The 26,982-nt window shown below is 54.7% G+C and carries 23 protein-coding genes; 12 read left to right on the top strand and 11 right to left on the bottom strand.

Going from position 1 to position 26,982, the window contains the following annotated elements:
- The first annotated feature begins 159 nt into the window (after positions 1-159).
- The gene (gene acnA / locus ACKWMY_RS05860; RefSeq protein ID WP_409486029.1) at positions 160-2,832 is read left to right on the top strand and encodes an aconitate hydratase AcnA; all 2,673 of its coding nucleotides are present in this window, start codon (positions 160-162) and stop codon (positions 2,830-2,832) included.
- 32 nt (positions 2,833-2,864) lie between these two features.
- Here acnA and ribA read toward each other — a convergent pair whose 3' ends face one another.
- Positions 2,865-3,458: a GTP cyclohydrolase II gene (gene ribA / locus ACKWMY_RS05855; RefSeq protein ID WP_024529263.1), complete on the bottom strand. Its 594-nt coding sequence runs from the start codon at positions 3,456-3,458 to the stop codon at positions 2,865-2,867.
- A 277-nt stretch (positions 3,459-3,735) separates the two neighbouring features.
- Here ribA and pgpB point away from each other — a divergent pair, with 277 nt between their 5' ends.
- From pgpB to lapB, 3 genes are all read left to right on the top strand, one after another.
- Positions 3,736-4,500 (top strand): phosphatidylglycerophosphatase B, encoded by a 765-nt coding sequence (gene pgpB, locus ACKWMY_RS05850; RefSeq protein WP_409486028.1) that lies wholly within the window; start codon positions 3,736-3,738, stop codon positions 4,498-4,500.
- Between the two features lie 372 nt (positions 4,501-4,872).
- Positions 4,873-5,175: a LapA family protein gene (locus ACKWMY_RS05845; protein WP_024486501.1), complete on the top strand. Its 303-nt coding sequence runs from the start codon at positions 4,873-4,875 to the stop codon at positions 5,173-5,175.
- A 6-nt stretch (positions 5,176-5,181) separates the two neighbouring features.
- Positions 5,182-6,354, top strand: a complete 1,173-nt coding sequence (lapB, locus tag ACKWMY_RS05840; RefSeq protein ID WP_024529275.1) for a lipopolysaccharide assembly protein LapB — start codon at positions 5,182-5,184, stop codon at positions 6,352-6,354.
- Between the two features lie 91 nt (positions 6,355-6,445).
- Here the strand turns inward: lapB and ACKWMY_RS05835 are convergent, their stop codons facing one another.
- The gene (locus tag ACKWMY_RS05835) at positions 6,446-6,733 is read right to left on the bottom strand and encodes an Arc family DNA-binding protein (RefSeq protein ID WP_074029387.1); all 288 of its coding nucleotides are present in this window, start codon (positions 6,731-6,733) and stop codon (positions 6,446-6,448) included.
- Positions 6,734-6,886: 153 nt separating this feature from the next.
- Between ACKWMY_RS05835 and ACKWMY_RS05830 the strand changes: the two genes are divergently transcribed.
- A complete protein-coding gene (locus ACKWMY_RS05830) occupies positions 6,887-7,816 on the top strand; it encodes a LysR family transcriptional regulator (protein WP_024529277.1) in 930 nt (309 codons plus the stop codon).
- 79 nt (positions 7,817-7,895) lie between these two features.
- Here ACKWMY_RS05830 and bhsA read toward each other — a convergent pair whose 3' ends face one another.
- The gene (gene bhsA, locus ACKWMY_RS05825) at positions 7,896-8,156 is read right to left on the bottom strand and encodes a multiple stress resistance protein BhsA (RefSeq protein ID WP_024529278.1); all 261 of its coding nucleotides are present in this window, start codon (positions 8,154-8,156) and stop codon (positions 7,896-7,898) included.
- Between the two features lie 327 nt (positions 8,157-8,483).
- Here bhsA and pyrF point away from each other — a divergent pair, with 327 nt between their 5' ends.
- Positions 8,484-9,212, top strand: a complete 729-nt coding sequence (gene pyrF, locus ACKWMY_RS05820; protein ID WP_024487003.1) for an orotidine-5'-phosphate decarboxylase — start codon at positions 8,484-8,486, stop codon at positions 9,210-9,212.
- A 10-nt stretch (positions 9,213-9,222) separates the two neighbouring features.
- Complete coding sequence (gene yciH, locus ACKWMY_RS05815; protein ID WP_024529279.1) at positions 9,223-9,549, top strand: stress response translation initiation inhibitor YciH; 327 nt, start codon at positions 9,223-9,225, stop codon at positions 9,547-9,549.
- 146 nt (positions 9,550-9,695) lie between these two features.
- Here yciH and osmB read toward each other — a convergent pair whose 3' ends face one another.
- On the bottom strand, positions 9,696-9,914 hold the full coding sequence (gene osmB, locus ACKWMY_RS05810; RefSeq protein WP_024529280.1) for an osmotically-inducible lipoprotein OsmB: 219 nt from the start codon (positions 9,912-9,914) through the stop codon (positions 9,696-9,698).
- Positions 9,915-10,290: 376 nt separating this feature from the next.
- Between osmB and araD the strand changes: the two genes are divergently transcribed.
- Positions 10,291-10,986 carry an L-ribulose-5-phosphate 4-epimerase gene (araD, locus tag ACKWMY_RS05805; protein WP_199061751.1) on the top strand — a complete coding sequence of 232 codons (696 nt, stop codon included), beginning with the start codon at positions 10,291-10,293 and terminating at the stop codon, positions 10,984-10,986.
- Between the two features lie 32 nt (positions 10,987-11,018).
- Here araD and ACKWMY_RS05800 read toward each other — a convergent pair whose 3' ends face one another.
- Genes ACKWMY_RS05800 through ACKWMY_RS05790 form a run of 3 tightly spaced genes read right to left on the bottom strand, consistent with a single transcriptional unit; the run spans position 11,019 to position 15,153 of the window.
- Positions 11,019-11,765, bottom strand: coding sequence for a DNA-binding transcriptional regulator YciT (locus ACKWMY_RS05800; protein WP_024529282.1), 747 nt, complete (start codon positions 11,763-11,765; stop codon positions 11,019-11,021).
- A gap of 48 nt (positions 11,766-11,813) precedes the next feature.
- Positions 11,814-14,246, bottom strand: a complete 2,433-nt coding sequence (locus tag ACKWMY_RS05795; RefSeq protein WP_409486027.1) for a formate C-acetyltransferase/glycerol dehydratase family glycyl radical enzyme — start codon at positions 14,244-14,246, stop codon at positions 11,814-11,816.
- Positions 14,247-14,250: 4 nt separating this feature from the next.
- Complete coding sequence (locus ACKWMY_RS05790; protein WP_024529284.1) at positions 14,251-15,153, bottom strand: glycyl-radical enzyme activating protein; 903 nt, start codon at positions 15,151-15,153, stop codon at positions 14,251-14,253.
- A gap of 147 nt (positions 15,154-15,300) precedes the next feature.
- Between ACKWMY_RS05790 and fsa the strand changes: the two genes are divergently transcribed.
- Positions 15,301-15,966 carry a fructose-6-phosphate aldolase gene (fsa, locus tag ACKWMY_RS05785; protein ID WP_024529285.1) on the top strand — a complete coding sequence of 222 codons (666 nt, stop codon included), beginning with the start codon at positions 15,301-15,303 and terminating at the stop codon, positions 15,964-15,966.
- Between the two features lie 89 nt (positions 15,967-16,055).
- Here fsa and ACKWMY_RS05780 read toward each other — a convergent pair whose 3' ends face one another.
- The gene (locus ACKWMY_RS05780; protein ID WP_074029201.1) at positions 16,056-18,122 is read right to left on the bottom strand and encodes a carbon starvation CstA family protein; all 2,067 of its coding nucleotides are present in this window, start codon (positions 18,120-18,122) and stop codon (positions 16,056-16,058) included.
- 240 nt (positions 18,123-18,362) lie between these two features.
- A complete protein-coding gene (locus ACKWMY_RS05775) occupies positions 18,363-20,297 on the bottom strand; it encodes an exoribonuclease II (RefSeq protein ID WP_211136051.1) in 1,935 nt (644 codons plus the stop codon).
- Between the two features lie 193 nt (positions 20,298-20,490).
- On the opposite strand from ACKWMY_RS05775, the gene ACKWMY_RS05770 reads away from it, so the two are divergent.
- Positions 20,491-21,450 (top strand): oxidoreductase, encoded by a 960-nt coding sequence (locus tag ACKWMY_RS05770; protein WP_409486026.1) that lies wholly within the window; start codon positions 20,491-20,493, stop codon positions 21,448-21,450.
- A 90-nt stretch (positions 21,451-21,540) separates the two neighbouring features.
- On the opposite strand, the gene ACKWMY_RS05765 is transcribed toward ACKWMY_RS05770, so the two are convergent.
- Positions 21,541-23,847, bottom strand: a complete 2,307-nt coding sequence (locus tag ACKWMY_RS05765; protein ID WP_409486025.1) for an FdhF/YdeP family oxidoreductase — start codon at positions 23,845-23,847, stop codon at positions 21,541-21,543.
- Between the two features lie 204 nt (positions 23,848-24,051).
- Here ACKWMY_RS05765 and ACKWMY_RS05760 point away from each other — a divergent pair, with 204 nt between their 5' ends.
- The gene (locus ACKWMY_RS05760) at positions 24,052-24,948 is read left to right on the top strand and encodes a LysR family transcriptional regulator (protein ID WP_199061732.1); all 897 of its coding nucleotides are present in this window, start codon (positions 24,052-24,054) and stop codon (positions 24,946-24,948) included.
- Here ACKWMY_RS05760 and ACKWMY_RS05755 read toward each other — a convergent pair.
- Positions 24,937-26,115: a CMD domain-containing protein gene (locus tag ACKWMY_RS05755; RefSeq protein WP_409486024.1), complete on the bottom strand. Its 1,179-nt coding sequence runs from the start codon at positions 26,113-26,115 to the stop codon at positions 24,937-24,939. The two genes, ACKWMY_RS05760 and ACKWMY_RS05755, sit on opposite strands and share 12 nt — an antisense overlap.
- Before the next feature lie 101 nt (positions 26,116-26,216).
- On the opposite strand from ACKWMY_RS05755, the gene ACKWMY_RS05750 reads away from it, so the two are divergent.
- Positions 26,217-26,366: a hypothetical protein gene (locus tag ACKWMY_RS05750; protein ID WP_161629489.1), complete on the top strand. Its 150-nt coding sequence runs from the start codon at positions 26,217-26,219 to the stop codon at positions 26,364-26,366.
- The last annotated feature ends 616 nt before the right edge of the window (positions 26,367-26,982 follow it).

Genomic DNA, 26,982 nt, shown 5'->3' with positions numbered 1-26,982 from the left:
TAACTCATTGACCTACCAGTAGCTTCCTGCCTTTGATTACTCCTGCCTATCGTTATGATCAATACGTGTTGTTATCAAAACGTTACATGGCGTTTGTGTTATCTTTAAATAACACCTCAGAAATCACCCTGGTTTGACATAATAAAAAATGGAGGAGCTATGTCGTCCGATCTTCGCAAAACGAGTATGGATAAGCTGGTAGCACTGGGTAGTGAGTATCACTATTACAGTTTGCCACTGGCGGCCAGACAGTTAGGGGATATTGACCGGCTGCCGAAATCGATGAAAGTGTTACTGGAAAACCTGTTGCGCCATGTGGATGGTGATACGGTACAGGTTGACGATCTGAAGGCGATCGTAGGCTGGTTGCAAACCGGTCATGCCGATCGTGAAATTGCTTATCGCCCGGCGCGGGTGCTGATGCAGGACTTCACCGGCGTGCCTGCCGTGGTGGATTTGGCGGCAATGCGAGAGGCCGTTCTGCGCCTGGGCGGGAAAGTCGATCAGGTGAATCCGCTGTCACCGGTCGATCTGGTCATTGACCACTCGGTTACCGTCGATGAGTTTGGTGACGATGACGCCTTTGGCGAAAACGTGCGCATCGAAATGGAGCGCAACCACGAGCGCTACACCTTCCTGCGCTGGGGGCAAAAGGCCTTCAACCGCTTCCGCGTGGTGCCACCCGGCACCGGCATCTGCCATCAGGTGAACCTGGAGTATCTGGGGCAAACCGTTTGGCATACCGAAGAGAACGGCCAACGCATCGCTTACCCCGATACCCTGGTGGGGACCGACTCCCACACCACCATGATTAACGGCCTTGGTATTCTGGGCTGGGGCGTTGGCGGTATTGAGGCCGAAGCAGCCATGTTGGGCCAGCCGGTCTCCATGCTGATCCCGGATGTGGTGGGCTTTAAACTCAGTGGTAAGTTATCCGAGGGTATTACAGCCACCGACTTGGTGCTCACCGTTACCCAAATGCTGCGTAAGCACGGCGTCGTCGGGAAGTTTGTTGAATTTTATGGTGATGGGCTGGCTGATTTGCCGTTGGCAGACCGGGCAACCATTGCCAACATGTCGCCAGAGTTCGGGGCAACCTGTGGCTTCTTCCCGGTGGATGACGTGACGCTGGGCTACCTGCAGTTAAGTGGTCGTAGCGCTGAGCAGATCGCATTGGTGGAAGCCTATGCCAAGGCTCAGGGGATGTGGCGTAATCCAGGCGATGAACCGGTGTTTACCAGCACGCTGTCGCTGGATATGTCAACGGTTGAGGCAAGCCTGGCAGGGCCGAAACGCCCGCAGGACCGCGTCGCGCTGCCGCAGGTGCCAACAGCATTCACCGCCGCGACCGAGTTGGAAATTGGCGGTCAGAAAGATAAGCAGGAAGTGAAAAGCTTCACGCTGGGTGGCAAAAACCTGGAGCTAAATACCGGCGCGGTGGTGATCGCAGCCATTACCTCCTGTACCAATACCTCCAACCCGAGCGTGATGATGGCCGCTGGCCTGTTGGCCAAAAAGGCCGTTGAAAAGGGCTTGAAGACTAAACCTTGGGTAAAAACCTCACTGGCACCGGGTTCCAAAGTGGTGACCGAATACTTCGATCGCGCCAAACTGACGCCGTATCTGGAGCAATTGGGCTTTAACCTGGTTGGCTACGGTTGTACGACCTGTATTGGTAACTCTGGCCCGTTGCCTGAACCGATTGAGCAGGCGATCAAGGAAGGGGATCTCACCGTAGGGGCCGTGCTGTCCGGTAACCGTAACTTTGAAGGGCGCATCCATCCGTTGGTAAAAACCAACTGGCTTGCTTCGCCGCCACTGGTGGTTGCCTATGCGCTGGCAGGTAACATGAAGGTTGATCTGACCAAAGATGCGTTGGGCGAAGGCCACGACGGCAAACCGGTCTATCTGAAGGATATCTGGCCTACCAGCCAGGAGATTGCCCAAGCCGTAGCAGAAGTCAGCACCGAAATGTTCCATAAGGAATATGGTGCAGTGTTTGATGGCGATGCCAGTTGGCAAGCGATCCAGGTGACCGGTTCCGCGACCTACGAATGGCAAGCCGATTCTACCTATATTCGCCATCCACCATTCTTCAGTACCATGAAAGCGCAACCGGATCCGGTGCAGGATATTCACGGCGCACGTATTCTGGCAATCCTGGCAGACTCGGTGACCACTGACCATATCTCGCCTGCGGGCAACATCAAGCGCGACAGCCCGGCGGGGCGTTATCTGAGCGAGCGTGGTGTCGAGGTGAAAGAGTTCAACTCTTACGGTTCGCGCCGCGGTAACCACGAAGTGATGATGCGGGGCACCTTCGCCAACATCCGTATCCGTAACGAAATGGTTCCGGGCGTGGAGGGGGGGTATACCCGCCATCTGCCTTCGCAGAATCAGATGGCGATCTATGATGCCGCCATGCAGTATCAGCAAGAGCAGGTGCCACTGGCGGTGATCGCCGGTAAAGAGTATGGCTCCGGCTCCAGCCGCGACTGGGCAGCCAAAGGCCCTCGTTTATTGGGGGTACGAGTGGTGATCGCGGAATCCTTTGAGCGTATCCACCGTTCCAACCTGATCGGTATGGGCATCTTGCCGCTCGAATTCCCGCAGGGAATAACGCGCAAAACGCTGGGTTTGACGGGGGAGGAACTGATTGACGTGAGTGGTTTGCAGGCGTTGAAACCCGGCCAGACGGTTCCGGTTAATATCACCTATGCCGATGGCCGGAAGGTGGTGGTGAATACCCGTTGCCGCATTGATACCGGCAATGAGCTGACTTATTACCAGAATGACGGCATCCTGCACTACGTTATCCGTAAAATGCTCTAGAGAGAACAAGGGCGCCAAAGGCGCCCTTGTTGTTAGTTTTTGTCCAGCAAATGGCCCATTTTAGCGGCCTTGGTGGCCAGATAACGCTCGTTCTTCGGGTTACGGCCAACGATCAACGGTACGCGCTCAGAAATATTGATGCCCGCTTCGCTCAGGATCTCGACCTTCTTCGGGTTATTGGTCAGCAGGCGCACCGCATCCACCCCCAGCAGTTTGAACATATCGGAGCACAGAGTGAAGTCTCGCTCATCGGCGGCAAAGCCTAGCTGATGGTTGGCTTCCACCGTGTCCGCCCCTTTATCCTGCAAGGCATAGGCACGTATCTTGTTCAACAGACCGATATTGCGGCCTTCCTGGCGGTGATACAGCAAAATGCCACGGCCTTCCTCGGCGATCTGTTCCAACGCGGCTTCCAGTTGAAAACCGCAGTCACAGCGCAGGCTGAACAGCGCATCACCGGTCAGACATTCGGAATGAACCCGTGAGAGGACCGGTGTTTCGCCGGTAATATCGCCGAAAACCAGTGCCAGATGATCGTGCCCGGTGGCCAGTTCTTCGAACCCCACCATCAGAAAATCACCCCATGGTGTTGGCAGTTTGGCTTCCGCCACACGTTTAAGCTGCATGTCACTCTCCAAAAACACTACCTGTCAAATCGCTGCGTGCATCCTACGACTGGAACAGGGGACTGACCAGCATTAAAACAGACGGCGACGATCGCTATTTCATACATTAGTGGCTATTTTGCCATAACTTCTGGCCGAGTGGTGCTCAGCAAAGCAGCATCCGGCGTTTTACCGCCCCTATTGCTACAATAGGTGAGTTATCTGCCTAATTTCTCTTGTTTTGCTGGGTTAGCAAGATTGTTACACTGCGGGTTAACCACAGCGGAAGGATAATGGGATGTTAAAGATAGCAAAACGCACGGCGGGCGGAGCGATTGTGCTGTTGTTGTTGCCCCTCGCGGTCTGGCTTTTTGGGTGGCACTGGCAACCCGGCGGTAATGACGGCCTGTTAAAAGCGCTGTTCTGGGTGACGGAAACCGTCACTGCGCCCTGGGGGATCCTTACCAGCCTGATGCTGTCGGCCTGGTTTCTGTGGTGTTTACGCTTTCGGCTGAAAGCGGCGGTGGGGTTGTTCATCCTGCTGTCTGCGGCAGTCGGAATTGGTCAGGCGGTCAAATCCGCCATCAAAGAGCAGGTGCAGGCACCTCGGCCGTTTGTCATATGGCTGGAGTCGACCCATCAGATTGATGAAAAATACTTCTACTCGTTGGACAGAAAGCAGCGTAGCGCCTTGGTCAAAGAGCAGTTGCAGGGCCAGGCGCTGGTGCCTGAATGGCTGAGCAAACACTGGCAGTTTGAGACCGGCTTTTCGTTCCCTTCAGGCCACACGATGTTTGCCGCTACGTGGGCATTGCTGGGGGTCGGGTTACTGTGGCCACGGAGGCACTTTAAAACCGTAGCGGTACTGATGGTTTGGGCATTTGGCGTGATGGGAAGCCGCCTGATGCTCGGCATGCATTGGCCGCGGGATCTGGCGATGGCGATTGTCATTAGCTGGCTGCTGGTTACCCTGGCAAGTTGGCTGGCTCAGCGTTGGTTTGGGCCACTCACCATTCCCCCGCAGGAGCAGCAGGAAATCGGCGAGCGGGAACGCGATAAGTGATTTAGCACGGAAGGTGATGAAAATTTATCGTGACGTTGTCACCAATCGCGGCTCCAACTCGGGGCCGCATCAACGCTGGTTTTTACCCCGCATTGCAATCTGTTCTTTCGCCCCCATATCTTATCAAACCCGTGTTTTTGAGAAGCTTTCTCATTAATTTGCTCAGGCGCTGCATTTCTTGCTGAATATCCCAGCAGATCTACGGTTTTATCGTCTGCCAGGGTTTCCCTGCTACGACGGGAAATGCTAACTTAAGTCATAGGGACGCCACTTAGCGGCAATTACCCGTGGGCTGCAAACCCTGTATTGGGTTCCGGTTTGTGGCCTTGAGGGTAGAGTTCATCCGATTCACTCGGCATTGCGGGAAAGAATGTGAAATATTTACTGATTTTTTTATTGGTTCTGGTGATATTCGTGGCTTCAGTCACGCTGGGCGCGCATAACGACCAGGTGGTGACGTTTAACTATTTGGTTGCTCAGGGCGAATATCCGGTATCAACCCTGTTGGCCACCCTGTTTGGTGCTGGCTTTGTGCTGGGTTGGATTATTTGTGGGTTATTTTATCTGCGCACACGTATCGCTCTTGGGCGTGCAGAGCGGAAAATCAAAAGGCTGGAACTGCAACTCGAAGCACCTGTCGAGCCGGCACCGTTGCCCGCAGTCAGCAAGGAATAATCTGTTATGTTAGAGCTGCTGTTTCTGTTGCTGCCTGTAGCTGCCGCGTACGGTTGGTACATGGGGCGCAGAAGTGCTCAGCAGGATAAACAACAGGAAGCCAACCGCCTGTCGCGTGAATACGTGGCTGGGGTTAACTTCCTGCTTTCCAACCAGCAGGATAAAGCGGTCGATCTGTTTCTCGACATGTTGAAAGAGGACAGCAATACCGTTGAAGCCCATCTGACGTTGGGCAATCTGTTCCGCTCTCGTGGTGAGGTCGATCGCGCCATCCGCATCCATCAGGCCTTGATGGAAAGCGCTTCTCTAACCTTCGAACAGCGTCTGCTGGCGATACAGCAACTGGGGCGTGACTATATGGCCGCCGGGTTGTATGACCGCGCCGAAGACATGTTCAGCCAGTTAATCAATGAAGAAGACTTCCGTGTTTCCGCGCTGCAGCAATTACTGGTGATCCACCAGGCCACCAGCGACTGGCAGAAAGCCATCGAAGTTGCAGAAAAACTGGTCAAGCTGGGTAAGGAAAAGCAGCGCGTCGAGATCGCACATTTTTATTGTGAGCTGGCCCTGCAGGCGATGGGCAGCGACGATCTGGATAAGGCGATGAGCCTGCTCAAGCGCGCGGCCTCGGCGGATAAACAGTGCGCTCGCGTGTCGATCATGGTTGGGCGTATCTTCATGGCGCAAGAGGAGTATGCCAAGGCGGTAGAAACGCTGACGCGCGTATTGGATCAAGACAAGGAGTTGGTCAGCGAAGCGTTGCCGATGCTGCAGGAATGCTACCAGCACTTGCCTCAACAAGAGCAAGACTGGGCAGACTTCCTCAAACGTTGTGTGGCGGAGAATACCGGTGCCACGGCGGAATTGATGCTGGCGGAAGTGATCGAGCAGAAGGAAGGGAGCGATGTGGTGCAGGTGTACATCAATCGCCAGTTGCAGCGCCATCCGACCATGCGCGTGTTTTATCGCCTGATGGATTATCATCTGGCTGATGCAGAAGACGGGCGCGCCAAAGAAAGCCTGCTGTTGTTGCGGGATATGGTGGGCGAGCAGATCCGCACCAAACCACGCTACCGCTGCCACAAATGCGGCTTTACCGCCCATTCACTTTACTGGCATTGCCCTTCGTGCCGGGCCTGGTCTTCGGTTAAACCTATACGCGGGCTAGATGGGCAATAATTGCGCCTCATCCCAACTCGGTCGGTTCCCTCTCCCTGTGGGAGAGGGGGAGAACTGAGTTAATGCTCATCGCCTACAAATTCATTTAGCCTTATTTTTTCTTGCTGCCTTTCGCGCCGCCTTTCAGCAGTTGGCGCAGCTTCTTCAGCTCTTTCTGGCTAAGAGGTTGTTCAACTTCCTCTTCGGTACCTTGATTATCAATATCGTCATGATGCAACGGAGCCACTTTCTTGTTGGCTTTGGCCGGGACTTCGAAGCTATGTTCCAGCCGTTGGCAAACCTCCGCACTCAATGAAAGCTGGTTTTCCAAGGCAATCGCCTTGATTTGCTCTTTCAGTGCCAGAGGGATCTTGATGGTCAGTGTCGATATCTCGCTCATTTTGCTGCCTTTTACGCGGGAGGTTACCATCAAGCTAAGTCAGCGGTGCAGATCTGTCTAGTGTGTAATAAAAATTTAATAAATTTGTAACATAAGTGAACTATACAAACGCGCCACGCTTTCCTCATTTTTCTGGTCGAGATACTATGAGCCATGACTGAACCCGATCTCAATTTACTCATCGCCCTTGATGCGTTGCTTGCTGAAGTCAGCGTGGCTGGTGCTGCGCGTCGTCTTGGTTTAAGCGCTTCGGCCATGAGCCGCACGCTCACCCGGCTACGCACCGTTACCGAAGATCCCTTGTTGGTGCGCGCCGGGCGGCACATGGTGTTGACGCCATATGCCGAGGAGCTTCGTGAACGTACGCAAAATGCCGTATTTGCGGCGCGTTCGGTGCTGCGTCCTTCAGCCACAGAATTGAACCTCGCCACGCTGGAGCGAACTTTTATCATTCGTGCCAATGAGGGGTTTGTGGAGGCATTTGGAGCTTCACTGATTTCGGCCGCGGCGAAGGCAGCGCCTTTAGTGCGTCTGCGTTTTTCGCCCAAGCCAGAGAAAACCTCAAAGCATCTGCGTGAAGGTCTGGTCGATCTTGAGATTGGTGTTTTGGGAACCATGGGGCCGGAAATACGCCTGCAGGCGCTGTTCAGGGATCGCTTCGTTGGCGTGGTAAGAGCGGGGCATCCGCTGACGCGGGAATTCGAGGTGACGGCCAGCCAGTATGCCGCTTTGGGCCACGTTGTCGCTTCCCGACGGGAGCACACCTATGGGCCGGTAGACGAAGCATTGGCTGAAATAGGTTTGCGGCGCAACATTGCCGCCATGGTGCCGAGTTTTCCAGCTGCCTTGGCCGTAGCTCAGGAATCTGATCTGGTGGCGTTGGTGCCTGCCTCATTCCTGATCAATCAACAGGTGACCAATATTGATGGGGGCGTAGCGACACTCTGGGCTTTTGAACTGCCGGTAACCACCAGCCCGATTACGATATCGCAGCTGTGGCACCCACGTGCCGAGGCGGATCCGGCTCATCGTTGGCTGCGGCAATTGGTACTGAATGTCTGCCGCAAGTTGGTACCAGAATAAAAACAGGTGAGGTGTGGTGTCGTAGAGGATGGGCGCCGAATGCAGCGCCCGTTCAGATAATCTAGAGGTTGGCTCGAACTTATTTATAGATGACCGCGTTGCCATGCAGCATGTTGTTACCACCGGCGGCGACAATGCGGTAGCTGCTAGCGCCTTGGGCTTCGGCTTTGGCCGCCAGTTTGGCTTCCAGGCTGCTCAATGTGGTGGCTCCACCAGCAGAAACTACGCCAACTTCTGTCAGTTTCTGTGCCTGTTGCTGACTGACCGGCTCAGCGGCAACACTGGCAAATGAGGTTAGGGCCAGAACGGTAGCTGCTGCAAAATATTTGATGCCTTTCATGAGTATCTCCAATTTAGTTTTGAGGGTGAAAGTGTTTCCGCTTTCGATGTATTGAATAATAGAGCATTTATAAACGGATGAAATCGGATAGGCTTGAGTATGTTAATCAAATTATTTGATTAATAATTTACGCTTCTTTACCGCGTTTTACTCACCCTGAGTTAAGGGCGTAGGGGGTTATTGACAGTCGATGACCAACGCTGCGTTAACAATACGTAACGGCAACAGACTGCGTGACTGGGATTTCCGCTGTCTGGCATGTAGAATGCGGCGGTCAGTTTTGCTGGCGGCTTACTCATCATGTCCATTTCACACAAGGTAGAAGCTATGAAGTCTGAAAATAATTCAAATAACAATGACTTAAAATCATCGCCCATCATCGTGGCATTGGATTACGCTGACCGTTCCGCCGCATTGGCCTTTGCCGACCGCATCGATCCGCAAGATTGTCGGCTAAAAGTGGGTAAAGAGATGTTCACCCTGTTCGGGCCTGAGATCGTGCGCGATCTGCATCAGCGCGGATTTGAGGTTTTCCTCGATTTGAAATTCCACGATATTCCTAACACCACGGCACATGCCGTAGCCGCTGCGGCGGAGTTGGGCGTATGGATGGTGAACGTACATGCCAGCGGTGGTGCTCGCATGATGAACGCGGCCAAAGAGGCGCTGCTGCCTTATGGCGCGGATGCACCGCTATTGATTGCCGTAACCGTTCTCACCAGTATGGAGGCGGAAGATCTGCGCGCTATTGGTATCGAACTCAGCCCGGCAGAGCAGGCGGAAAGATTGGCTCGCCTGACGCGCGACTGTGGCCTGGACGGCGTGGTCTGTTCTGCACAGGAAGCTTCACGCCTGAAAGCTGCCTGTGGCAATCAGTTCCAACTGGTTACTCCAGGTATTCGCCCTGAAGGCAGTGCCGCTGGCGATCAGCGCCGCGTAATGACGCCGGTGCAGGCTCTGGCCGCTGGAGTTGATTATATGGTGATTGGCCGTCCGATTACGCAATCCGCCGATCCAGCGGCAGCGCTCAGCGCTATTCGAGCCTCATTGGCGTAAGGAACCCAGCATGAATGATGATAATAGCCGCCTGGTGTACTCCACCGACAGCGGGCGTATCAAGCAGGAAGAAGCCAAGCCAGAGCGCGCCAAAGGCGATGGCATCGTGCGTATTCAACGCCAGACCAGCGGCAGAAAAGGCAAGGGGGTTTGCCTGATCACCGGTGTCGATCTGGATGATGCGGCACTGGATAAACTGGCTGCTGAACTGAAAAAGAAATGCGGTTGTGGCGGTTCGGTGAAGGATGGCGTGATCGAGATCCAGGGCGACAAACGCGACCTGCTTAAGCAACTGTTGGAAGCCAAGGGGATGAAGGTAAAACTGGCTGGTGGTTAATCATACGGATAAACGCTGCCGTAGTGAGGTTACTGCGGCAGCGCTCGTAAAAACAACGTGTGAATAGACCTGAAAGTATTTTCGATTAGACGTCAAAGCGTAAAGCTTTTGCTAGCCTATTGGCAGAGGTATCGGCAAGCCGTGGCTTATTTGCTCACCTGGTGACCGATGATACCACCAACAGCGGCACCGCCGACGGTCCCCAACGCGCTGCCGTTAGTCAGCACTGCACCACCTACCGCACCTGCACCGGCACCAATCGCCGTGTTGCGGTCACGTTTAGACATATTCGAACAGGCACTCAGCGACAGGGCCAGGGTAATCACCACGGCGGCGGTGGCAAAACGTTGATTAATGATCATAATGAGTTCTCCTTAGCATCGGCTATATGGAACTACTTTGCTGGCATAGTACAGCTTTAGTATAGGCAGTAATCAGCAAACTGGCCTGGCGCTGCCTTCCAGACAACCTTGAAATAAAAAATGGCATTTATTGCACAAAATAGGGCAATTAAAAAATCAGGGCGGTTTTTTCGCCTTGTTTCAGTATAAATCTCTGACGGGGGATAAATAGGGAAATAGTCTTAATTTAGCCCGGGTCGGCAGGCGATTATTCCGAATCAGCCACCACACATCTTTGTGTATCCAGCAGAACTCTACGTGGTCTTTAGCGATCTATCCCATACCGCCTTGTGGCATGCCTGCTGACAATGGTCGCAGACCAAGCCACAAGGATATGATCATGCTAAACGAACTCAAACAACAGGTGCTGGAAGCCAACCTTCAGTTGCCGCGCCATCATCTGGTGACCTTTACCTGGGGCAATGTCAGCGCCGTAGACCGCCAGCAGGGGCTGATGGTGATCAAACCTTCTGGCGTTGAGTACGATGCCATGACCCGTGACGATATGGTGGTGGTGGAACTGGAGAGCGGCAAGGTGGTGGAGGGGAGTAAAAAGCCTTCTTCCGATACGGATACCCACCGGGTGCTGTACCTGAACTTTGCTGCAGCGGGTGGGATTGTTCACACCCACTCGCGCCACGCCACCATTTGGGCACAGGCCGGATTAGCCATCCCCGCCTGGGGAACGACACATGCAGATTACTTCTATGGTGATATTCCCTGTACCAGGCTAATGCGGGACGAAGAGATCAACGGCCGTTATGAATGGGAAACCGGGCAGGTGATCGTCGAAACCTTCAAAGAGCGCGGGTTGGATGCTGCCCAGATACCGGCGGTGCTGGTGCATTCCCATGGCCCATTTGCCTGGGGCAAAGACGCTGACAGCGCTGTACATAATGCCGTCGTATTGGAAGAGTTGGCCTATATGGGGATCTTTTCGCGCCAGTTAGCGCCTGGGTTGGGCAATATGCAGCAGACCCTGCTGGACAAGCACTATCTGCGCAAGCACGGTGCGCATGCCTACTACGGGCAGTAACCTTACCACGGGGCCGAAGGGCCCCGCAGCCGTTATTCGTTAACCAGATCCAACTTGATACCTTGGCGTTTGAGCAATTGCTGGTAGTCGTTGGCGATACGTGAATCGGTGATCACCCGCCCAATCTGGCTCATTGGCTCCAATGGATTAGGTTGGATCTGGCCAAATTTTGACGAGTCGGTCAGCACAATGTTCTCTACGCCTTTGGCTAATACCGCATTGACCACGTCGGCACGCATCATATCCCGGCCGGTGAAGCCGGTTTCCGCGTGATAGCCATCCACCCCGATAAACGCCTTGCTGAAGTGCACCTGCTGGATACACAGGCGGGTTAACGGGCCAACCACGGTTTCACTCTTTTTCTGATACATGCCGCCGAGTACGATCACATCACAGTCGGTCTCTTTAAGCAGATGGGCGATGTAATGGCTGACGGTGATCAGCGTAACGCGCTTGCGCTCGGCCAGATAGCGGGCCAGCAGGGCGTTGGCACTGCCGCTCTCGATAAAGATGGTTTCGCCATCGTTGACCAGCGATGCAGCATATTGTGCCAGCTTCTGCTTAAGCGTGAAGTTGGACATCATGCGGGCATCAACGTCGTCGCTTTCCAGCGCAACGGCAGAACCGTGAACGCGTTTCAGATAGCTGCGTTTTTCTAACAGATTAAGATCCTGGCGGATCGTCACCTCAGAAACGCCAGAGGCGCGCGCCAGCTCGCCAACGCTGATGCGTCTGCGGTCATTCACCAACTGCAAAATGGTTTGTTGTCTTGAATTCATAGCGGCCTGATAGGCGGCCACCAAAGGGTGACCGCAACGATTCACTGATTAAAGAGTATGTTCGGTACGCGCGATAATGTCATCCTGCGCATCTGGGGATAATGCGGTAAAGAAGGCAGAATATCCAGCTACGCGTACCACTAAATCGCGATATTGGTCAGGATGTTGCTTGGCGGCCAACAGCGTTTCCCGTGACACGATATTATACTGCACGTGCCAGCCATGGTAAGCCTCGAAGAAAGTGCGCAGCATCAGCATCAGTTTTTCGCGGTCACGCGGGTTCTCGAGCGTTGACGGGTTCAGCTTCTGGTTCAGCAACACGCCACCCAGAATCGATTCGGTGGGCAGTTTGCTCAACGAGTTGAACACCGCCGTTGGGCCAAGATGGTCGGTGCCGGAGGCCGGACTAGCCCCTTCTGCCAATGGCGTATGCGCTTTACGGCCGTCTGGAGTAGCCATGGTGGCAGCACCAAACGGAACGTTGGCCGAAATGGAGGAGGTGCCCGCATAGTAGGTACCACCGATCGGGCCACGGCCAAAGCGGGTGTTGTGATACTGCTTCAGTTCGTCGATATAGGTCTGATAGGCACGTACCAGCAGTTGATCGACATCATCCACATCGTTGCCGTATTTTGGCGCCGCGTTGATCAAGCGTTGGCGCAGTTGTTCGCCGTCCAGGCCAGCAAAATCGTTAGCAAGAGCCTGAGCCAGCTGTTGCTGACCAATCATTCCCTGATCGAACACCAGCTTGCGTACCGCTTCCAGGCTGTTACCCAGGTTGGCGATCCCAACCTGCAGGCCGGACACCCAGTCATATTTCGCACCGCCTTGTTTGACGCTCTTGCCGCGCTCGATGCAATCATCCACCAAGGCCGAGCACACGATGTCGTGGGCATTTTCTTCCAGTACGGTATCGACTACGCACTCAATCTCAATCGATTTGCGGGTGTAATAGCGGATCTGCGTATCCCAGGCCTCCAGCACCTGGTCAAACTGGCTAAAGTTGCCCTGAGACAGTCCCAGCTCCTGCGGTAGGAAAATCTTGCCGGAGGTGGCGTCGCGCCCTTGCTCCAGTGCTGCCAACATCACGCGGGCAAAGTTGATAAAGCTCATCCCGGTACAGCGATAGCCCCACTTGCCGCCAACGGCGGTTTCGATACAACCGATAGCGGCATAATCGTAGGCATCCTGTGGTTCGACGCCCAGCTTGATAAACTCTGGGATCACGATCTCATCGTTGTTAAACGCCGGCATGCCGAAGCCGCAGCGGATCACCTGCACGCAGGCGTCGAGGAAATCATTACTGATCCCGGCGTGATAGCGCACGCTGAGGTTAGGCTGCGTTGACCGCAGACGGCCACAGGATTCCAGAATGGTGTAAGAGAGTGGGTTGACCGCGTCACAAGGCTGGCCATTGACCAACTTCTGGCCGCCGATGGTGACGTTCTGGTACAGCGGGCTACCGGCGGAAGCTTTGGAGTGCGAGCCGGAGCGGATCTTGTTCACTTCCAGCAGTTTCAGCCAGCAGCTGTGCAGCATCTCGATGGCTTTTTCGCGCGGCAGGCTTTGCTCCAACTCCACGTCACGGCGATACCAAGGATACAGATATTGGTCGAGGCGGCCAAAGGATACGGAGTGACCGTTGGATTCGATCTGCAGGAACAGCTGAATGAAGTAACACAGTTGCAGCGCCTGCCAGAAGGTCTGTGGCGGTTGATGGGCGATCAGTTCGCAGTTGGCTGCCATGGTTAACAGCTCTTCACGCCGCCAGATGCGTTGCTCTTCCTGGGCCATTTCACGGGCCAACTGAGCAAAGCGCAGGATATGCTCGCTGAGAGCGTCTAGCGAGATGTCGATGGCCTTGAGGAACTGTTCCTTATGCAGGTCGTCCCAGTCCGTCAGGTGCAGGCGTTCACGGCGCTCAGCCACTTTCTCACGCAGGCCATCCAGACCTTTTTCCAGCAACAGCGGGAAGTTAACCGCCAGGTGCGCATCGCCGGACGTCATGTTGCCTTCGGCCTTGATGATCCCAGTAGCCAACAGGGCTTTCTGCTCATCGGTGAACATACCGTAGCAGCGATCCTGCACGGTCTGACCACGCCACCATGGACACAGGGTGTGCAATATCTTTTTATCCTGTTCGCTGACGGAGAAACCAGCGCCGGGGCGATCGGCCAACTCGTCAATTTCGCTTTCGATCCAACTGACGGTGTATTCCGGGAAGATCGGCGCGGCGCGTAGCTGGCTAGCCTGGTTACCGATAATCAGCTCATCATTCTTGATCCAGATGCTCCGTTTGGCCAAGTGGTTAGCCAACGCCATGGCACGCCTTACCGGCAGCGGCTTATCCTGATGCTGCCGGTATGTTTCGGTATAGTGCTGGGCGCGTTCGGTGCAGACCGGTGGCTTGACGATATGGATCAGCGCGTTTTTATGCGCTAGCGTGCGTTCGGTCAGGGTAGTCAGATCCAGCGTTGTCATGGTGTTATCCTCGCAAAATGGCGGTCAGACCTTTGGCGCTGGCGTAATCTTCGGCATAGGCCAGCAGTTCGGGGTCGTCTAGTGGGGTACGGGAAGCGTAGTAAGGCGCGCCGAGCAGATGGTATTTATTCATCCCCAGCGTGTGGTACGGTAAAAAATGGATCTCTTTGACGCCGATTTCATCGGCGGCAAAGTCGGTAATGGCGCGGATCGAGTCGCGATCGGCGTTGAATTCGGGGATTAATGGCACCCGTACGGTGATCTGAGTGCCAGCGGCGGCCAAGCGGCGGAAGTTATCCATCACCCGTTTGGCGGAGCCTTCGGTCCATTGCTTGAAGCGAACCTGGTCGACGTGCTTCAGATCTGCCAGCATCAGGTCTAGCCAGGGCAGAGATGGCTCGATATAGGACCAAGGCGTATGCAGGCAAGATTCTACAGCGGTATGGATACCGGCCTCTCGCCCGCGTTTCAGCAGTTCAGCCGCAACCTCTGGCTGCATAAACGGCTCACCGCCGGACAGCGTCAGGCCACCGCCGGTGCGCAGATAGTAAGGCTTATCGCGCATTACTTCGGCCATTACCGCATCAAGGTCGAGCGCCGTACCGCAGACGCTCAGCGCCCCGGTTGGGCAACAGCCGTTTAATGCGTCATAATCGGCGGCAGTGAGTAATGAACGTTGCAGGCTCAGAGTCTTGTCGTCGACGCGGGTGATCGCGTGCGGGCAACTCTCACTGCACAGGGTACAGGCCGCCAGGCACAGGCGCTCGTCAAACAGCAGCTCCTGCTGGCGCGAACGGCTTTCCGGGTTCTGGCACCAGCGGCAGCCAAGTGAGCAGCCCTTAAGGAATACCACGCTGCGGATGCCTGGGCCGTCATGTGTTGAGTAGCGCTGTAGATTGAAAAGCATTCGTCACCTGTGAAGTCTAAAATCTTCTTACGTAAATTAAATAGGTTTCGAATGAAAGTTGATTTGATTTTAATCAAATGATAAGGGCTTTTTTCGCTTATTATGTTCAGAGTTTGAATCTGCCCACAAAAGAATCAGGAGAAGGTTATGGAACTGTATCTCGATACTGCCGACGTCAGCGCAGTGAAACGTTTGGCGCGCGTCTTGCCGCTGCACGGTGTGACCACCAACCCAAGCATTGTTGCCAAAGAAGGCAAGCCGATCTGGGAGGTTCTCCCGGCCTTGCGTGATGCGTTAGGCGGTACCGGCAAGCTGTTTGCCCAGGTGATGGCCAACGACGCGGAACGTATGGTTGCCGAAGCCGTCCTGCTGAGTCAACGCGTGCCGGGCCTGGTCGTGAAGATCCCCACCACTGCAGAGGGGCTGGCGGCAATCAAGAAGCTGAAATCCATGTCGATCCCTACCTTGGGTACCGCCGTTTACGGCGCTGGTCAGGGGCTGCTGGCGGCGTTGGCCGGGGCAGAGTATGTAGCACCTTACGTTAACCGTCTGGACGCACAGGGTGGCGACGGCGTTGAAATGGTGCACGAGTTGCAACAGCTGTTATCGCTGCATGCTCCTCATGCCAAGGTGCTGGCGGCCAGCTTCAAAACGCCACGTCAGGCGTTGGAGTGTCTGTTGGCAGGCTGTCAGTCGATCACTTTACCGGTGGATGTGGCAGAACAGTTTATTTCCACCCCGGCGGTTCAGGCGGCGGTTGAGAAGTTTGAACAGGATTGGCTGGGGGCTTTCGGCACGACGCTGATAAGCTAAAGTGCATTGAAAAGGGCGGCACTTGGCCGCCCTTGTAGATATTCGATGAGCCAGTTTCAACCGGCTCATCCTGTAGGACACCCGCTCAGTTAGATACGCCCGGTTTCCTCACGCAACACGATCGTGCTTTCACGAACCGTAGGCGTTTTGGAACTCAACGCGCGGCGCACCACGAAGAAGGCCGAAACCAGCATCGTCACCGCAACCAGCATAAAGAAGGCGCACAACGCGGCGTTAATCTGATTGGCAAACACGATGGTCTGCATATCCGCAATGGATTTGGCCGGGGCGATAACCGTGTTCGATTCAATCCCGGCAGAGAATTTCTTCGCCTGCGCCAGGAAGCCGATGCTGGGTTTCTCGTGGAAAATCTTCTGCCAGCCCGCCGTCATTGAGGTGATAAACAGCCAGATCGTGGGCAGTATGGTCACCCAGGCGTAACGCTGTTTCTTCATTTTGAACAGCACCACGGTGCCCAGGATTAGCGCCATTGAAGCCAACATTTGGTTACCAATGCCGAACAGCGGCCACAGCGTATTGATTCCACCTAACGGGTCAACGACGCCCTGATAAACGAAGAAGCCCCAACCGGCGACGGCCACGGTGGTACCGGCCAGGTTGCCGAACCAGGAACGGTTGTTCGCCAAGCGCGGAACGGCGACGCCAACCAGATCCTGCACCATAAAGCGACAGGCACGGGTGCCCGCATCCACCGCTGTGAGGATAAACAGAGCTTCAAACAGGATGGCAAAGTGATACCAGAAGGCCATCATCGCCCGGCTGTTAAACACCTCGCTAATGATATGGGCCATGCCGACGGCAAAGGTTGGTGCGCCACCCGCCCTGGACAGCACCGACTTCTCGCCCACATCATGGGCAATCTGCGTCAGCGTTTCCGGAGTGACCATAAAGCCCCAACTGTTGATCATCTGCGATGCGCTCTCCACCGTGGTGCCGATCAGCGCCGCCGGTGAGTTCATGGCAAAGTAGACGCCTGGGTCGATCACTGAAGCGCAAATCAGCGCCATGATGGCCACGAAGGACTCCATCAGCATGCCGCCGTAGCCAATAAAGCGGATATGGCTCTCACGCTCAACCAGCTTCGGTGTGGTGCCACTGGAGACCAGGGCGTGGAACCCGGAAATCGCGCCACAGGCAATGGTGATAAACAGGAACGGGAACAGTGAACCGGCAAACACCGGGCCGCTGCCATCGATAAAGCGTGACACCGCCGGCATTCTCATTTCCGGCATCGCGAACACGATGCCTACCGCCAGCCCCACGATCACACCGATTTTCAGGAAGGTAGAAAGATAGTCACGCGGAGCCAGCAGCAACCACACCGGCAGCACCGAGGCGACAAAACCATAAATCACCAGCACCCAGGTCAGGGTGGTGCCGTGCAGGGTAAAGAACGGCCCCCAGTATGGGTGCATGGCGATATTACCCCCGTAGATGATCGCCATCATCATCAGCACAAAGCCGATCAGCGAAACCTCTGCAATCTTGCCTGGGCGGATAAAGCGCATGTAAACGCCCATAAACAGCGCAATCGGGATGGTGGCAGCAATGGTGAACAGACCCCAAGGGCTGTCTGCCAGCGCTTTAACGACCACCAACGCCAGCGCCGAGAGGATGATGATCATCACCCCAAGTGCGCCCAGCATGGTTACCACACCGGCAAAGGCGCCTAACTCCTGCTTGGCCATTTCCCCCAGCGAGCGTCCGTCGCGGCGGGTGGAAATAAAGAGGATCAGGAAATCTTGCACCGCACCAGCCAGCATCACCCCAACCAATATCCAGATGGTGCCAGGCAGGAAGCCCATCTGCGCTGCCAGGATAGGCCCTACCAGCGGGCCAGCACCGGCAATGGCGGCAAAGTGGTGACCAAACAGCACCCATTTGTTGGTGGGGACATAGTCCAGGCCATCGTTATGGCGCTCCGCTGGCGTTAACCGACGGTCATCGAGTTCAAAGACGTTCTTGGCAATAAACCGGCTATAGAAGCGGTAGGCAATGCTGTAGCAGGCGACGGAGGCCACCACCAGCCAGACAGCGTTGACGTGCTCCCCGCGGCTCAAAGCCAGCATGCCAAAAGCGAAGGCACCGACCAGCGCCACCGCGAGCCAGATGATGGCCGACTTGACGTTTTTCATGTTCCGCAACTCCTTGTTGTGCAGAGGTAGAAAGGTGATTTTTTTAGTTTGTGAGTACGTCAAAAAGTTAACGACTCATTAAACGTAGGAGGTTTAAACGCGGGCGGTGGCTGGTCGGATCAGAAATGTGAACTCAGTTGGAGTTTGCTGAAAGAAGCGTGCCATACGGGGGCAGAATAGGTTATTGCAGGCATAAAAAAGGCGATACCGAAGTATCGCCTTGATCGAACAAGGATAACGTTAGGCCACCGGTCTGGCGATTACGCTACGGGTTTCCATACGCACTTCGGCAATGTTCACTTGCAAACTATCGCTTTGGCGATAGATGACTTCGCCCTTCACCTGCACGGTGCCGGTCTCTTGGCTACACACCATCTCGTCGCGAACCGCGTGGATGAACGGGGCAGGGATAAAGGCCATCGCGCCGTTGTCCAGCAGGCGTACGCGCAGGCCACCGCGGGTTACGTCGATGATCTCGGCGTTGAAGCGCTCATCGGTTCCAGCTTTATCCTTGAGGAAACGGGCATACAACCAGTCACCAACGTCTCGCTCTGCCATGCGGTTCAAACGGCGGCGCTCGGTCAGTTGCACGGTGACATCGTCCTGCGGTTTTTCCGCCGCCTGCTCGCTGATAATGGCTTTCAGCAGACGATGGTTGACCATATCGCCATACTTACGGATCGGAGAGGTCCAGGTGGCGTACGCCTCCAGCCCCAGACCGAAGTGCGGGCCAGGCGTGGTGCTGATCTCGGCAAAGGTCTGGAAGCGGCGGATGCGGCTGTCCAGGAACTGGGTTGGCTGCGAGTCGAGGTGACGGCGCAGTTCACAGAATCCTTCCAGGGTCAGCAGCTTCTCGGCATCGGCTTCAACGCCGTTGGCCTGCAACACGGTGACCGCCTGCTCAACCAGAGCGGGATCAAAGCCGTTATGCACGTTATAGATGCCAAAGCCCAGACGATCGCGCAGTACCAGCGCGGCACAGACGTTGGCGGCGATCATGCACTCTTCAACGATACGGTTGGCGGTACGACGCTGTTCGGTAACAATGTCCAGCACTTCGCCTTTCTCGCCGAGGACAAAGCGGTAGTCAGGGCGATCCTTGAACACCAGCGCATGCTGATGGCGCCAGGCGCTGCGTGCATCGCAAACCTGTTTAAGCAAAGTGATCTGCTGTGCGATGCTCTCGCTCGGTGGCTGCCAGCCAGCGACGCCGTCCAGCCAGTCAGAAACCTCGTCATAAACCAGTTTGGCTTTGGACTCGATTTCGGCGGCGAAGAAATGGATATCGTTGCCCAGTGCACCGTCTGCGGCGATAGTCACGCGGCAAGCCAGCACCGAGCGGCGCTCATTTGGACGCAGCGAGCACAGGTTGTCGGATAGATCGCGTGGCAACATCGGAATATTGAAGCCCGGCAGGTAGTTGGTGAACGCGCGCTTGCGGGCGATATCATCCAGTTTGCTGCCTTGCTCGACATAGGCGGTAGGATCGGCAATGGCGATGGTCAACAGCAGCGAGCCGTCACCGTTGTCTTGCACGTGCAGCGCATCGTCCATATCTTCGGTGCTGGCGCTATCAATGGTGACGAAGTCCAGCGCGGTCAGGTCCTCACGGACCAGCGAAGTCTCTTGTTCGGAGATCGTGACCATGTCTGGTGCTTCTTTTTCAAGATTATGGCGAGCCAGCGTGACCCACCACGGCGCGAAGTGATCTTCACCGTCGGTGATGAACTGAGTCAGATCGGCATTGAAAGTGCGGTCGCCTTTCAGCGGATGACGGCGCATTTCTGCGACGGCCCAGTCACCGGCCTGGAAGTTATGAGTCACATCACGCGCCGGACGGCATGGGATCGCGTCTTTCAGCAACGGATGATCGGGGATAATCGACAGGCGATCGTCTTTTTTCTGCACCCGGCCAACAAAACGCGACAGGAAAGGCTCAACCAGGTTTTCCGGTTCAGCGATTTCGCGCTCTTTTTCGGTATGCAGGGTGGCGACGATACGATCCCCATGCATGACTTTTTTCATGTACGGCGGCGGAATAAAGTAACTTTTCTGCCCGTCGACTTCTAAAAAGCCAAAACCTTTCTCAGTCCCTTTTACTACGCCTTCAACACGCGGGGTTTGAGAGTGAAGTTGCTGTTTAAGCTGCGCCAGCAGCGGGTTATCTTGAAACATATCGTCCAGTGAATGGGTTGTGAGTGGCAAGATTTGCGGCTGACAGTTTTACGCGAATCACTCCTTGCGGGCAAGCCAAACGTCACGCTTTTCCGACGATGGCTCGCGATAATTATGCAGTCCGCAAGAAAAAGCCGTAGTGCAAAGGCCGTGGGTGTTACCTTCATCAGACTATTAAGGGTAAGGAGGGAGCATGAGAGTACAAGAATCAATCCAATCAGGGTTCGGTAAGTTAACTACCGCTGTTGATGTTCTTTCCGGTCTTAATCTCAAGGGTAAGACGGCGCTAATTACAGGCGGGCACTCAGGCTTGGGTTTGGAAGCGACAAAAGCGCTTTCTTCCGCAGGTGTGCACGTTTTTGTGGCTGCTCGCAACGTCGATAACGCAGCAAAAGCGCTCAATGAGCTTGCCAATATTACACTATTGCCACTCGAGCTTTCAGACCTTTTATCGGTTAGAAATCTGGCCTCTATCATTGCTGCTAACGGCTATGCCTTTGACTATGTCATTTGCAATGCAGGTATTATGGCCTGTCCAGAACGTCGAGTCGGCCCGGGGTGGGAATGCCAGTTTGCAACCAACCACGTTGGACACTATGTTCTGGTAAATCTCATTTGGAATAACATACGTCCCGGCGGCAGGGTGGTTTGCGTTTCATCCGCTGGCCATCATAATTCACCCATCCGATGGGACGATATTCAGTTTACTAAAGGTTACGACAAATGGCTCGCATATGGTCAGTCAAAAACGGCCAATATTCTATTTGCGCTTCAACTGGATAATTATGGTAAAAGTCGGGATATTCATGCTTTCTCACTGCACCCAGGTAAAATATTCACACCACTGCAGCGTCACCTGACAAATGAGGAAATGATCGGAGAAGGTTGGCTGGATTTGGGGGGTAACCCCATCGATCCCAGTTTTAAGTCCCCAGCACAAGGGGCTGCCACTGAGGTATGGGCTGCTACAAGTCCTTTGCTGGACGGTCTCGGAGGACTTTACTGTGAGGATTGTGATGTAGCCGGTCTGGCATCTGATTATGATGAGCCATTTGTGGGCGTTTGCGAATATGCGATTGATCCTGCAGAGGCATTAAAATTATGGTCCTTAACGGCCAAGCTTACCGGCGTGAATGCATTCCCTGAGCGTTAGCTGTTGTGTCATTTAAAAATGAACATTTTCAGTCTCAACCATCTGATGAAGTAGGGTTGAGACTGAGTATCTAGAACTTTTCTTAATAGACTAAACAATACGCAATGTAGGTGTCTGAGCGCAGCGGCGGATGGCGACGGGAATCGATTTGGAGGTCGGCGTGCCGGTGCCATCACCAAAACTGGCCAGCGGCACCAGCGGGTTGGTTTCAGGATAGTAGGCTGCCAGATTACCGCGTGGGATATCGTAGCTGACCAGCTTGAAACCGCTGACCTTTCTGGTTATGCCATCGTTCCATAAGGTTTCTATTTCCACCAACTCTCCATCCTGTAGGCCAAGATCGGCCAAATCTTCAGAGTGAATAAACAGCACCTCGCGCTGGCCGTAAACGCCGCGATAGCGATCGTCCAGTCCATAGATGGTGGTGTTGTACTGATCGTGTGAACGCAGGGTTTGCAGCACGAACGGTGCTTTTTCCGCCCCGATTTGTGGGAAAAGGGTATCGGGTAACGCAGCAGCACTGAACTCGGCTTTGCCGCTTTGAGTTGCAAAGCGCAATTCGGCAGCGGCGTTGCCCAGATAGAACCCTCCTGGCTGCTCACAGCGCTGGTTAAAATCATCAAAGCCGGGAATGGTGGCCTGGATATGCTGGCGGATCAGTGAATAATCGTCGGCCAGCTCCAGCCAATCCAACTTTTGGTTGCCCAGCACCGCGTCGGCAATGCCGCAGACAATCGCGGTTTCAGAACGCTGGGTGTCTGCCAGCGGTTTGCCGATGCCTTCGGAGGCGTGCACCATGCTGAAGGAATCTTCCACCGTGATGTATTGCGGGCCGCTGGCCTGCATATCCAACTCGGTACGCCCCAGCGTCGGCAAGATCAAAGCATCTTTACCGGTGATCAGGTGGCTGCGGTTCAGCTTGGTGCTGATATGCACCGTCAAATCACAACGGCGCAAGGCTTGAGCGGTACGCTCGGTATCCGGTGCCGCTGCTGCAAGGTTGCCTCCAAGCGCAATCAGCACCTTGACCTCACCCCGCAGCATCGCTTCAATGGCTTCGACCGTATTGTGGCCCATCTCGCGGCGGGGGCTAAAGCCAAAATGCTGCTCCAAACTATCCAGCAGCGCCTTGGGCGCTTTCTCATCGATGCCCATGGTGCGGTTGCCTTGCACGTTGCTGTGGCCGCGTACCGGGCACAGGCCCGCGCCTGGCTTGCCCAACTGGCCGAACAACAACAGCAGGTTGGTGATCTCGCGCACCGTTGGTACAGAGTGCTTATGCTGCGTGACGCCCATCGCCCAGGTGCAGATAACACGCTTTGCACCTTGGTAAATCGCAGCCGCATGGCGCAGTTGGGTTTCACTCAACCCGGATTGCGTGGTGATTTGTTGCCATGAGGTGGCATCCACCTGAGCCAGATACTCTTCGATGCCCACACAATGCCGATCGATAAACGGCTGGTCGAACAGACCTGGCTCATTGGCGGCTATCCGCTGGCGGTGGGTTTCCAGTAGCGCCTTCACCATGCCGCGCACCGCCGCCATATCGCCACCCAGGTTGGGCTGGAAGTAGGCCGAACTGATGGGCGAGGACTTGGGCGTCAGCATCTGGATCGGGTTTTGCGGGTCGGCAAACCTTTCCAACCCGCGTTCGCGTAGGGTATTGAAACTGACGATGCGCGCGCCGCGGCTGGCCGCGTGTTTTAAGCTGTGCAGCATGCGTGGATGGTTGGTACCGGGGTTCTGGCCAAACACAAAAATCGCGTCGGCATGCTCGAAGTCATCCATGCGGATGGTGCCTTTGCCGACGCCGATGCTCTGCTTGAGGCCAACGCCACTGGCTTCGTGGCACATATTGGAACAGTCCGGGAAGTTGCTGGTGCCCAGCATCCGGCCAAACAGCTGATAAAGGTAGGAGGCTTCATTGCTGGCGCGGCCTGAGGTGTACAGCTCAATCTGGTTAGGGTTATCCATTGCCTGGATATGGCTGGCGATAAGTTTTAAGGCATCCGGCCAGGTGATGGGCTGATAGCGATCGGTTTTGGCGTCGTAGCGCATCGGGTGTGTCAACCGGCCTTGATACTCCAGAAAGTAGTCGCTTTGCTCACGCAGGGTACTGACGCTGTGGGCCGCAAAGAAGGCCGGTTCAACCGCATTGCGAGTGGCTTCCCAACTGACGGCTTTGGCTCCGTTCTCGCAGAAGCTGAAAGTGCTGTGGTTGTCATCACCCCAGGCACAGCCGGGGCAGTCGAAACCACGCGCCTTGTTAATGCGCATCAGGTTGCGCAGATTTTTCAGCGCCTGTTTACTGTCGAACACATAGCGGGTGGTGGCTTCTAATGAGCCCCAGCCGCCCGCCGCGCCGCGATAAGGCTTGATTGACGGTTTAAATTTCATGATTTTCTTCGCAGGTGATTAATGTAGCTAAAAGGTAAATGCTTTTTTAAGCATTTTGAGTATTTATGTGGCAAGTCTAGGGGGGGAAAGGCCTGGCGTCTAATCGAATAGAGCAATGATGGGATAGACGACACTTATCGCCGCTGCCAGCAAGGCTGTAGCAAATGATATACTTCACGCAGAAACCATTTTCCGGGCCAATACATGGATATTAAGCAACTGATCTACCTGTGTAATCTTGAGCGGGAACGCCACTTTGGTCGCGCCGCAGAGGCCAGCTTTGTCAGCCAGCCGACCTTATCCATGCGGCTGAAAAACCTGGAAAAAGAACTGGGTGTCTCGCTGATCAACCGTGGCAACAATTTTGAGGGCTTCACCGCCGAAGGTGAGCGGGTCTTGGCCTGGGCACGGGAAATTGTTTCCGTTTATCAGGGGCTGAAGCTGGAAGTGGAGTCGCTGAAACACGGGTTGAACGGGACGTTGCGTATCGGCACCGTGCCGCAGTGCAGTATTTCGTTAGCACAGATGTTGAAGGCGGTCAGTGAGCGTTACCCGCAGTTGGACTATCGCGTAGCGGTATTGAGCGCCGATCAACTGCTGGAAGCGTTGACAGCGCACACGGTGGATATCGGCATCGGTTTCTTTGAGCTACCAACGCTCAAGGAGTTGCATTTCCAGTCGCAGTCTTTGGCCGACAGCGGCATCGACCTGGTGTTTCATCCCCAGCATTTCCCTGAGCTGGTGGGGGAAAGTCCACTCACGCTGTCAGCCGTGGCAGATCTACCATTATGTCTGGCTGAGCCGACGCGTTACTTCCGTCGTTACCTGGATCAGCAGTTTCGTGAGGCGGGCTTGACGTTACATACCCGGATGGAAACCACCTCAATCTTTCAACTGTTACAAGGGATTTTTGTCGGTTTGGGATGCGGGTTATTCCCCGGCGGTAACTTGCAGATGGAAATGATGCCACAGCTGCAACGGCGCAGCGTTGCCATTGCGCCGATGTCTCGTCATGCCGCCTTGGTGATCGCCGAGCCAGCAAGGGCCACGCCGCTGGCGCAACACTTTTTTGATGCGGCTCAGGCTTGGTTACTGAACTAGATCGGCTGCCACCGTATCGCCAAGACTGTAACGCAGCCGGTTTTCCCAGGCGTACAGCGCGCTGGTTAAAATCACGTCCAATGCCTGCGACCGATCCAGCCCGCTGTTGAGCAGCGGCTGCACGCTTTGTGCCGTGAATTTCTCAGGCGTTCGCGTCAGCTCGGCCGTCACGCCTATTACGGCTGCGGTCACCGGATCGTCGGCAACCTCAAGCGCGTTATCAATCCCAGCCACTAATGCCAGTGCCAACTCCCGATCGGCAATGTTATTGGCTAGCGTGGCGGCACAATAATGGCTGCCATTAATACGTGATGTCACCAGAGCAACCAAAGCCTTCAGGCGTGGGGATAGCCCGTCAGCGTGGTGGGTAATACTGTTAAATACCGCATTGCGCTCATGCAGGGCAGGCGCGTCGTGGGCTAACAGCAAGTAATAAGACTCGCTGCGGGCGTCCGGGTGGCTTTGGTCCAGAATGTCGAGCTGCCGAGCCTGGGCCTGCTCGACAACGATCTCCGGCAGGCGAGTTTGCCATAAGCGTGTCGCACAGGAAAATCCTGCCGCGTTGGCATCTTCGATTTGAGGGAAACCTGGTAACACCACGGCGGGTCTGCCTGCCAGCGCTGCAATACCGGCGACCACCCGTGCCTGATAGCTAACGAAACCGATGATTTGCGAAAAGGTCACAATATCTTGCGTGCTCAGGCCAACTTCGCCGAGCTGTTGTAAAGCCTTGCGGCAAATTAGGGTCGGTTGGCTGGCGAGTTGGCGGGCGTATTGGGTGATTTGTGCCAGGCGGACATTGCTTTCCCGCGTAGCATCCGGGCTGTCCAGAGGGGCGAGGCGAGCAGCGTAATGGCTACAAAGCGATTGCACGCCGGTGACCTGCGCCACCGTCAAGGCCGTCGACAGACGATCGTAAGGTGACAACGTCACTTCGCGCGAAACGCTGACCCGATCGGGGAACAGTACTGGATAGCAGGCCGAAGACGCGGTAAAAACGTCAATACGATCGCTGAGGGCGGCCTTCAATCCCTCGTCGGTAAATGAGCCCAGGCCTAACAAAAAACGCTCCCGCAAGCTTGCTGCGGCAGGCTCAAGTGGCGAACTGTCGCCTGAGCTTCGCTGGGTTTCGTGGTACCACTGGAAAGGGGTTAGGCGATGTTCCATCGGATAAAATCCTTCATCAATACAACAAGCCACCGTTACAGTTGGCAACGGTGGCAGGGTAAAAAACCACGGGGCAGGCATCAGTCATGGCTGCATAGACCATGGCCATAAATAGCGAAGCCAGCGGCAAGGATAAGCATCAGTTGCGAGAAGCGTTGGTGGCGGGTGTGGTTCATCAGCGCGATATCCTGTTGTTTGTAAGGCTCAACGTAGGGGATATCTTCACCGATTCGATTGGCGAGATAAAATAATGTTAAGTGCTAATTAATAGCGTAAAGGAATAAAATATATTGCGGTAGGGTAGATGGGTGCCAAAATGCCATACCGCTTCAACTGTTGCAGCCCACAACATGGCTGGAAATTAAGCGTTTACTGAGATTGTATGACCTTGACGAAACACTACCATGGCACGGCATAACTACGCCGTGCCATGGTAGTGATGACGCTAACTTAGTGCCAGTTACGGGCAATTATCACGGATTCTGGCAAGTAATAGCGATACGAGTAAGATCTCTAGTGTTACCGTTCTTGTCTTTACAAGTCTTTTCGCGATAACAAATTTTTGATGTCTAGGCGACATCACGGGTTACGCAAATATAATTGGCACCACCAATAATCTTTGACGCTTTTGAGGTGTTGAGTTTTTTCACAACATATCCTTAATGGCAGTTGATGATAACTAATCAAATACTTAAAAGTAAATTATTATAATAACAGGAGGATAGTGATTACACGAGATCCGTGCCCAGCAGTAACAATTATTGCAGGTTATCGCAACTGACACGGCTATGAGCAATATCCTCACCATAACCGAACTTGTCTTTACAATGCTCTACGCGGAAACAGTTCCCAGGGCCCCGTTGTTCA

This window comes from Serratia sp. J2, assembly GCF_046269175.1.
GTDB classification, from domain to species: Bacteria; Pseudomonadota; Gammaproteobacteria; order Enterobacterales; family Enterobacteriaceae; genus Chania; species Chania fonticola_C.
This window is presented reverse-complemented; position numbering and strand designations above follow the sequence as displayed.

Coding starts and splice junctions, on each gene's coding strand:
- acnA (WP_409486029.1), top strand. CDS start 160: ATGTCGTCCGATCTTCGCAAAACGAGTATGGATAAGCTGGTAGCACTG.
- ribA (WP_024529263.1), bottom strand. CDS start 3,458: ATGCAGCTTAAACGTGTGGCGGAAGCCAAACTGCCAACACCATGGGGT.
- pgpB (WP_409486028.1), top strand. CDS start 3,736: ATGTTAAAGATAGCAAAACGCACGGCGGGCGGAGCGATTGTGCTGTTG.
- lapB (WP_024529275.1), top strand. CDS start 5,182: ATGTTAGAGCTGCTGTTTCTGTTGCTGCCTGTAGCTGCCGCGTACGGT.
- ACKWMY_RS05835 (WP_074029387.1), bottom strand. CDS start 6,733: ATGAGCGAGATATCGACACTGACCATCAAGATCCCTCTGGCACTGAAA.
- ACKWMY_RS05830 (WP_024529277.1), top strand. CDS start 6,887: ATGACTGAACCCGATCTCAATTTACTCATCGCCCTTGATGCGTTGCTT.
- bhsA (WP_024529278.1), bottom strand. CDS start 8,156: ATGAAAGGCATCAAATATTTTGCAGCAGCTACCGTTCTGGCCCTAACC.
- pyrF (WP_024487003.1), top strand. CDS start 8,484: ATGAAGTCTGAAAATAATTCAAATAACAATGACTTAAAATCATCGCCC.
- yciH (WP_024529279.1), top strand. CDS start 9,223: ATGAATGATGATAATAGCCGCCTGGTGTACTCCACCGACAGCGGGCGT.
- araD (WP_199061751.1), top strand. CDS start 10,291: ATGCTAAACGAACTCAAACAACAGGTGCTGGAAGCCAACCTTCAGTTG.
- ACKWMY_RS05800 (WP_024529282.1), bottom strand. CDS start 11,765: ATGAATTCAAGACAACAAACCATTTTGCAGTTGGTGAATGACCGCAGA.
- ACKWMY_RS05795 (WP_409486027.1), bottom strand. CDS start 14,246: ATGACAACGCTGGATCTGACTACCCTGACCGAACGCACGCTAGCGCAT.
- ACKWMY_RS05790 (WP_024529284.1), bottom strand. CDS start 15,153: ATGCTTTTCAATCTACAGCGCTACTCAACACATGACGGCCCAGGCATC.
- fsa (WP_024529285.1), top strand. CDS start 15,301: ATGGAACTGTATCTCGATACTGCCGACGTCAGCGCAGTGAAACGTTTG.
- ACKWMY_RS05780 (WP_074029201.1), bottom strand. CDS start 18,122: ATGAAAAACGTCAAGTCGGCCATCATCTGGCTCGCGGTGGCGCTGGTC.
- ACKWMY_RS05775 (WP_211136051.1), bottom strand. CDS start 20,297: ATGTTTCAAGATAACCCGCTGCTGGCGCAGCTTAAACAGCAACTTCAC.
- ACKWMY_RS05770 (WP_409486026.1), top strand. CDS start 20,491: ATGAGAGTACAAGAATCAATCCAATCAGGGTTCGGTAAGTTAACTACC.
- ACKWMY_RS05765 (WP_409486025.1), bottom strand. CDS start 23,847: ATGAAATTTAAACCGTCAATCAAGCCTTATCGCGGCGCGGCGGGCGGC.
- ACKWMY_RS05760 (WP_199061732.1), top strand. CDS start 24,052: ATGGATATTAAGCAACTGATCTACCTGTGTAATCTTGAGCGGGAACGC.
- ACKWMY_RS05755 (WP_409486024.1), bottom strand. CDS start 26,115: ATGGAACATCGCCTAACCCCTTTCCAGTGGTACCACGAAACCCAGCGA.
- ACKWMY_RS05750 (WP_161629489.1), top strand. CDS start 26,217: ATGGCCATAAATAGCGAAGCCAGCGGCAAGGATAAGCATCAGTTGCGA.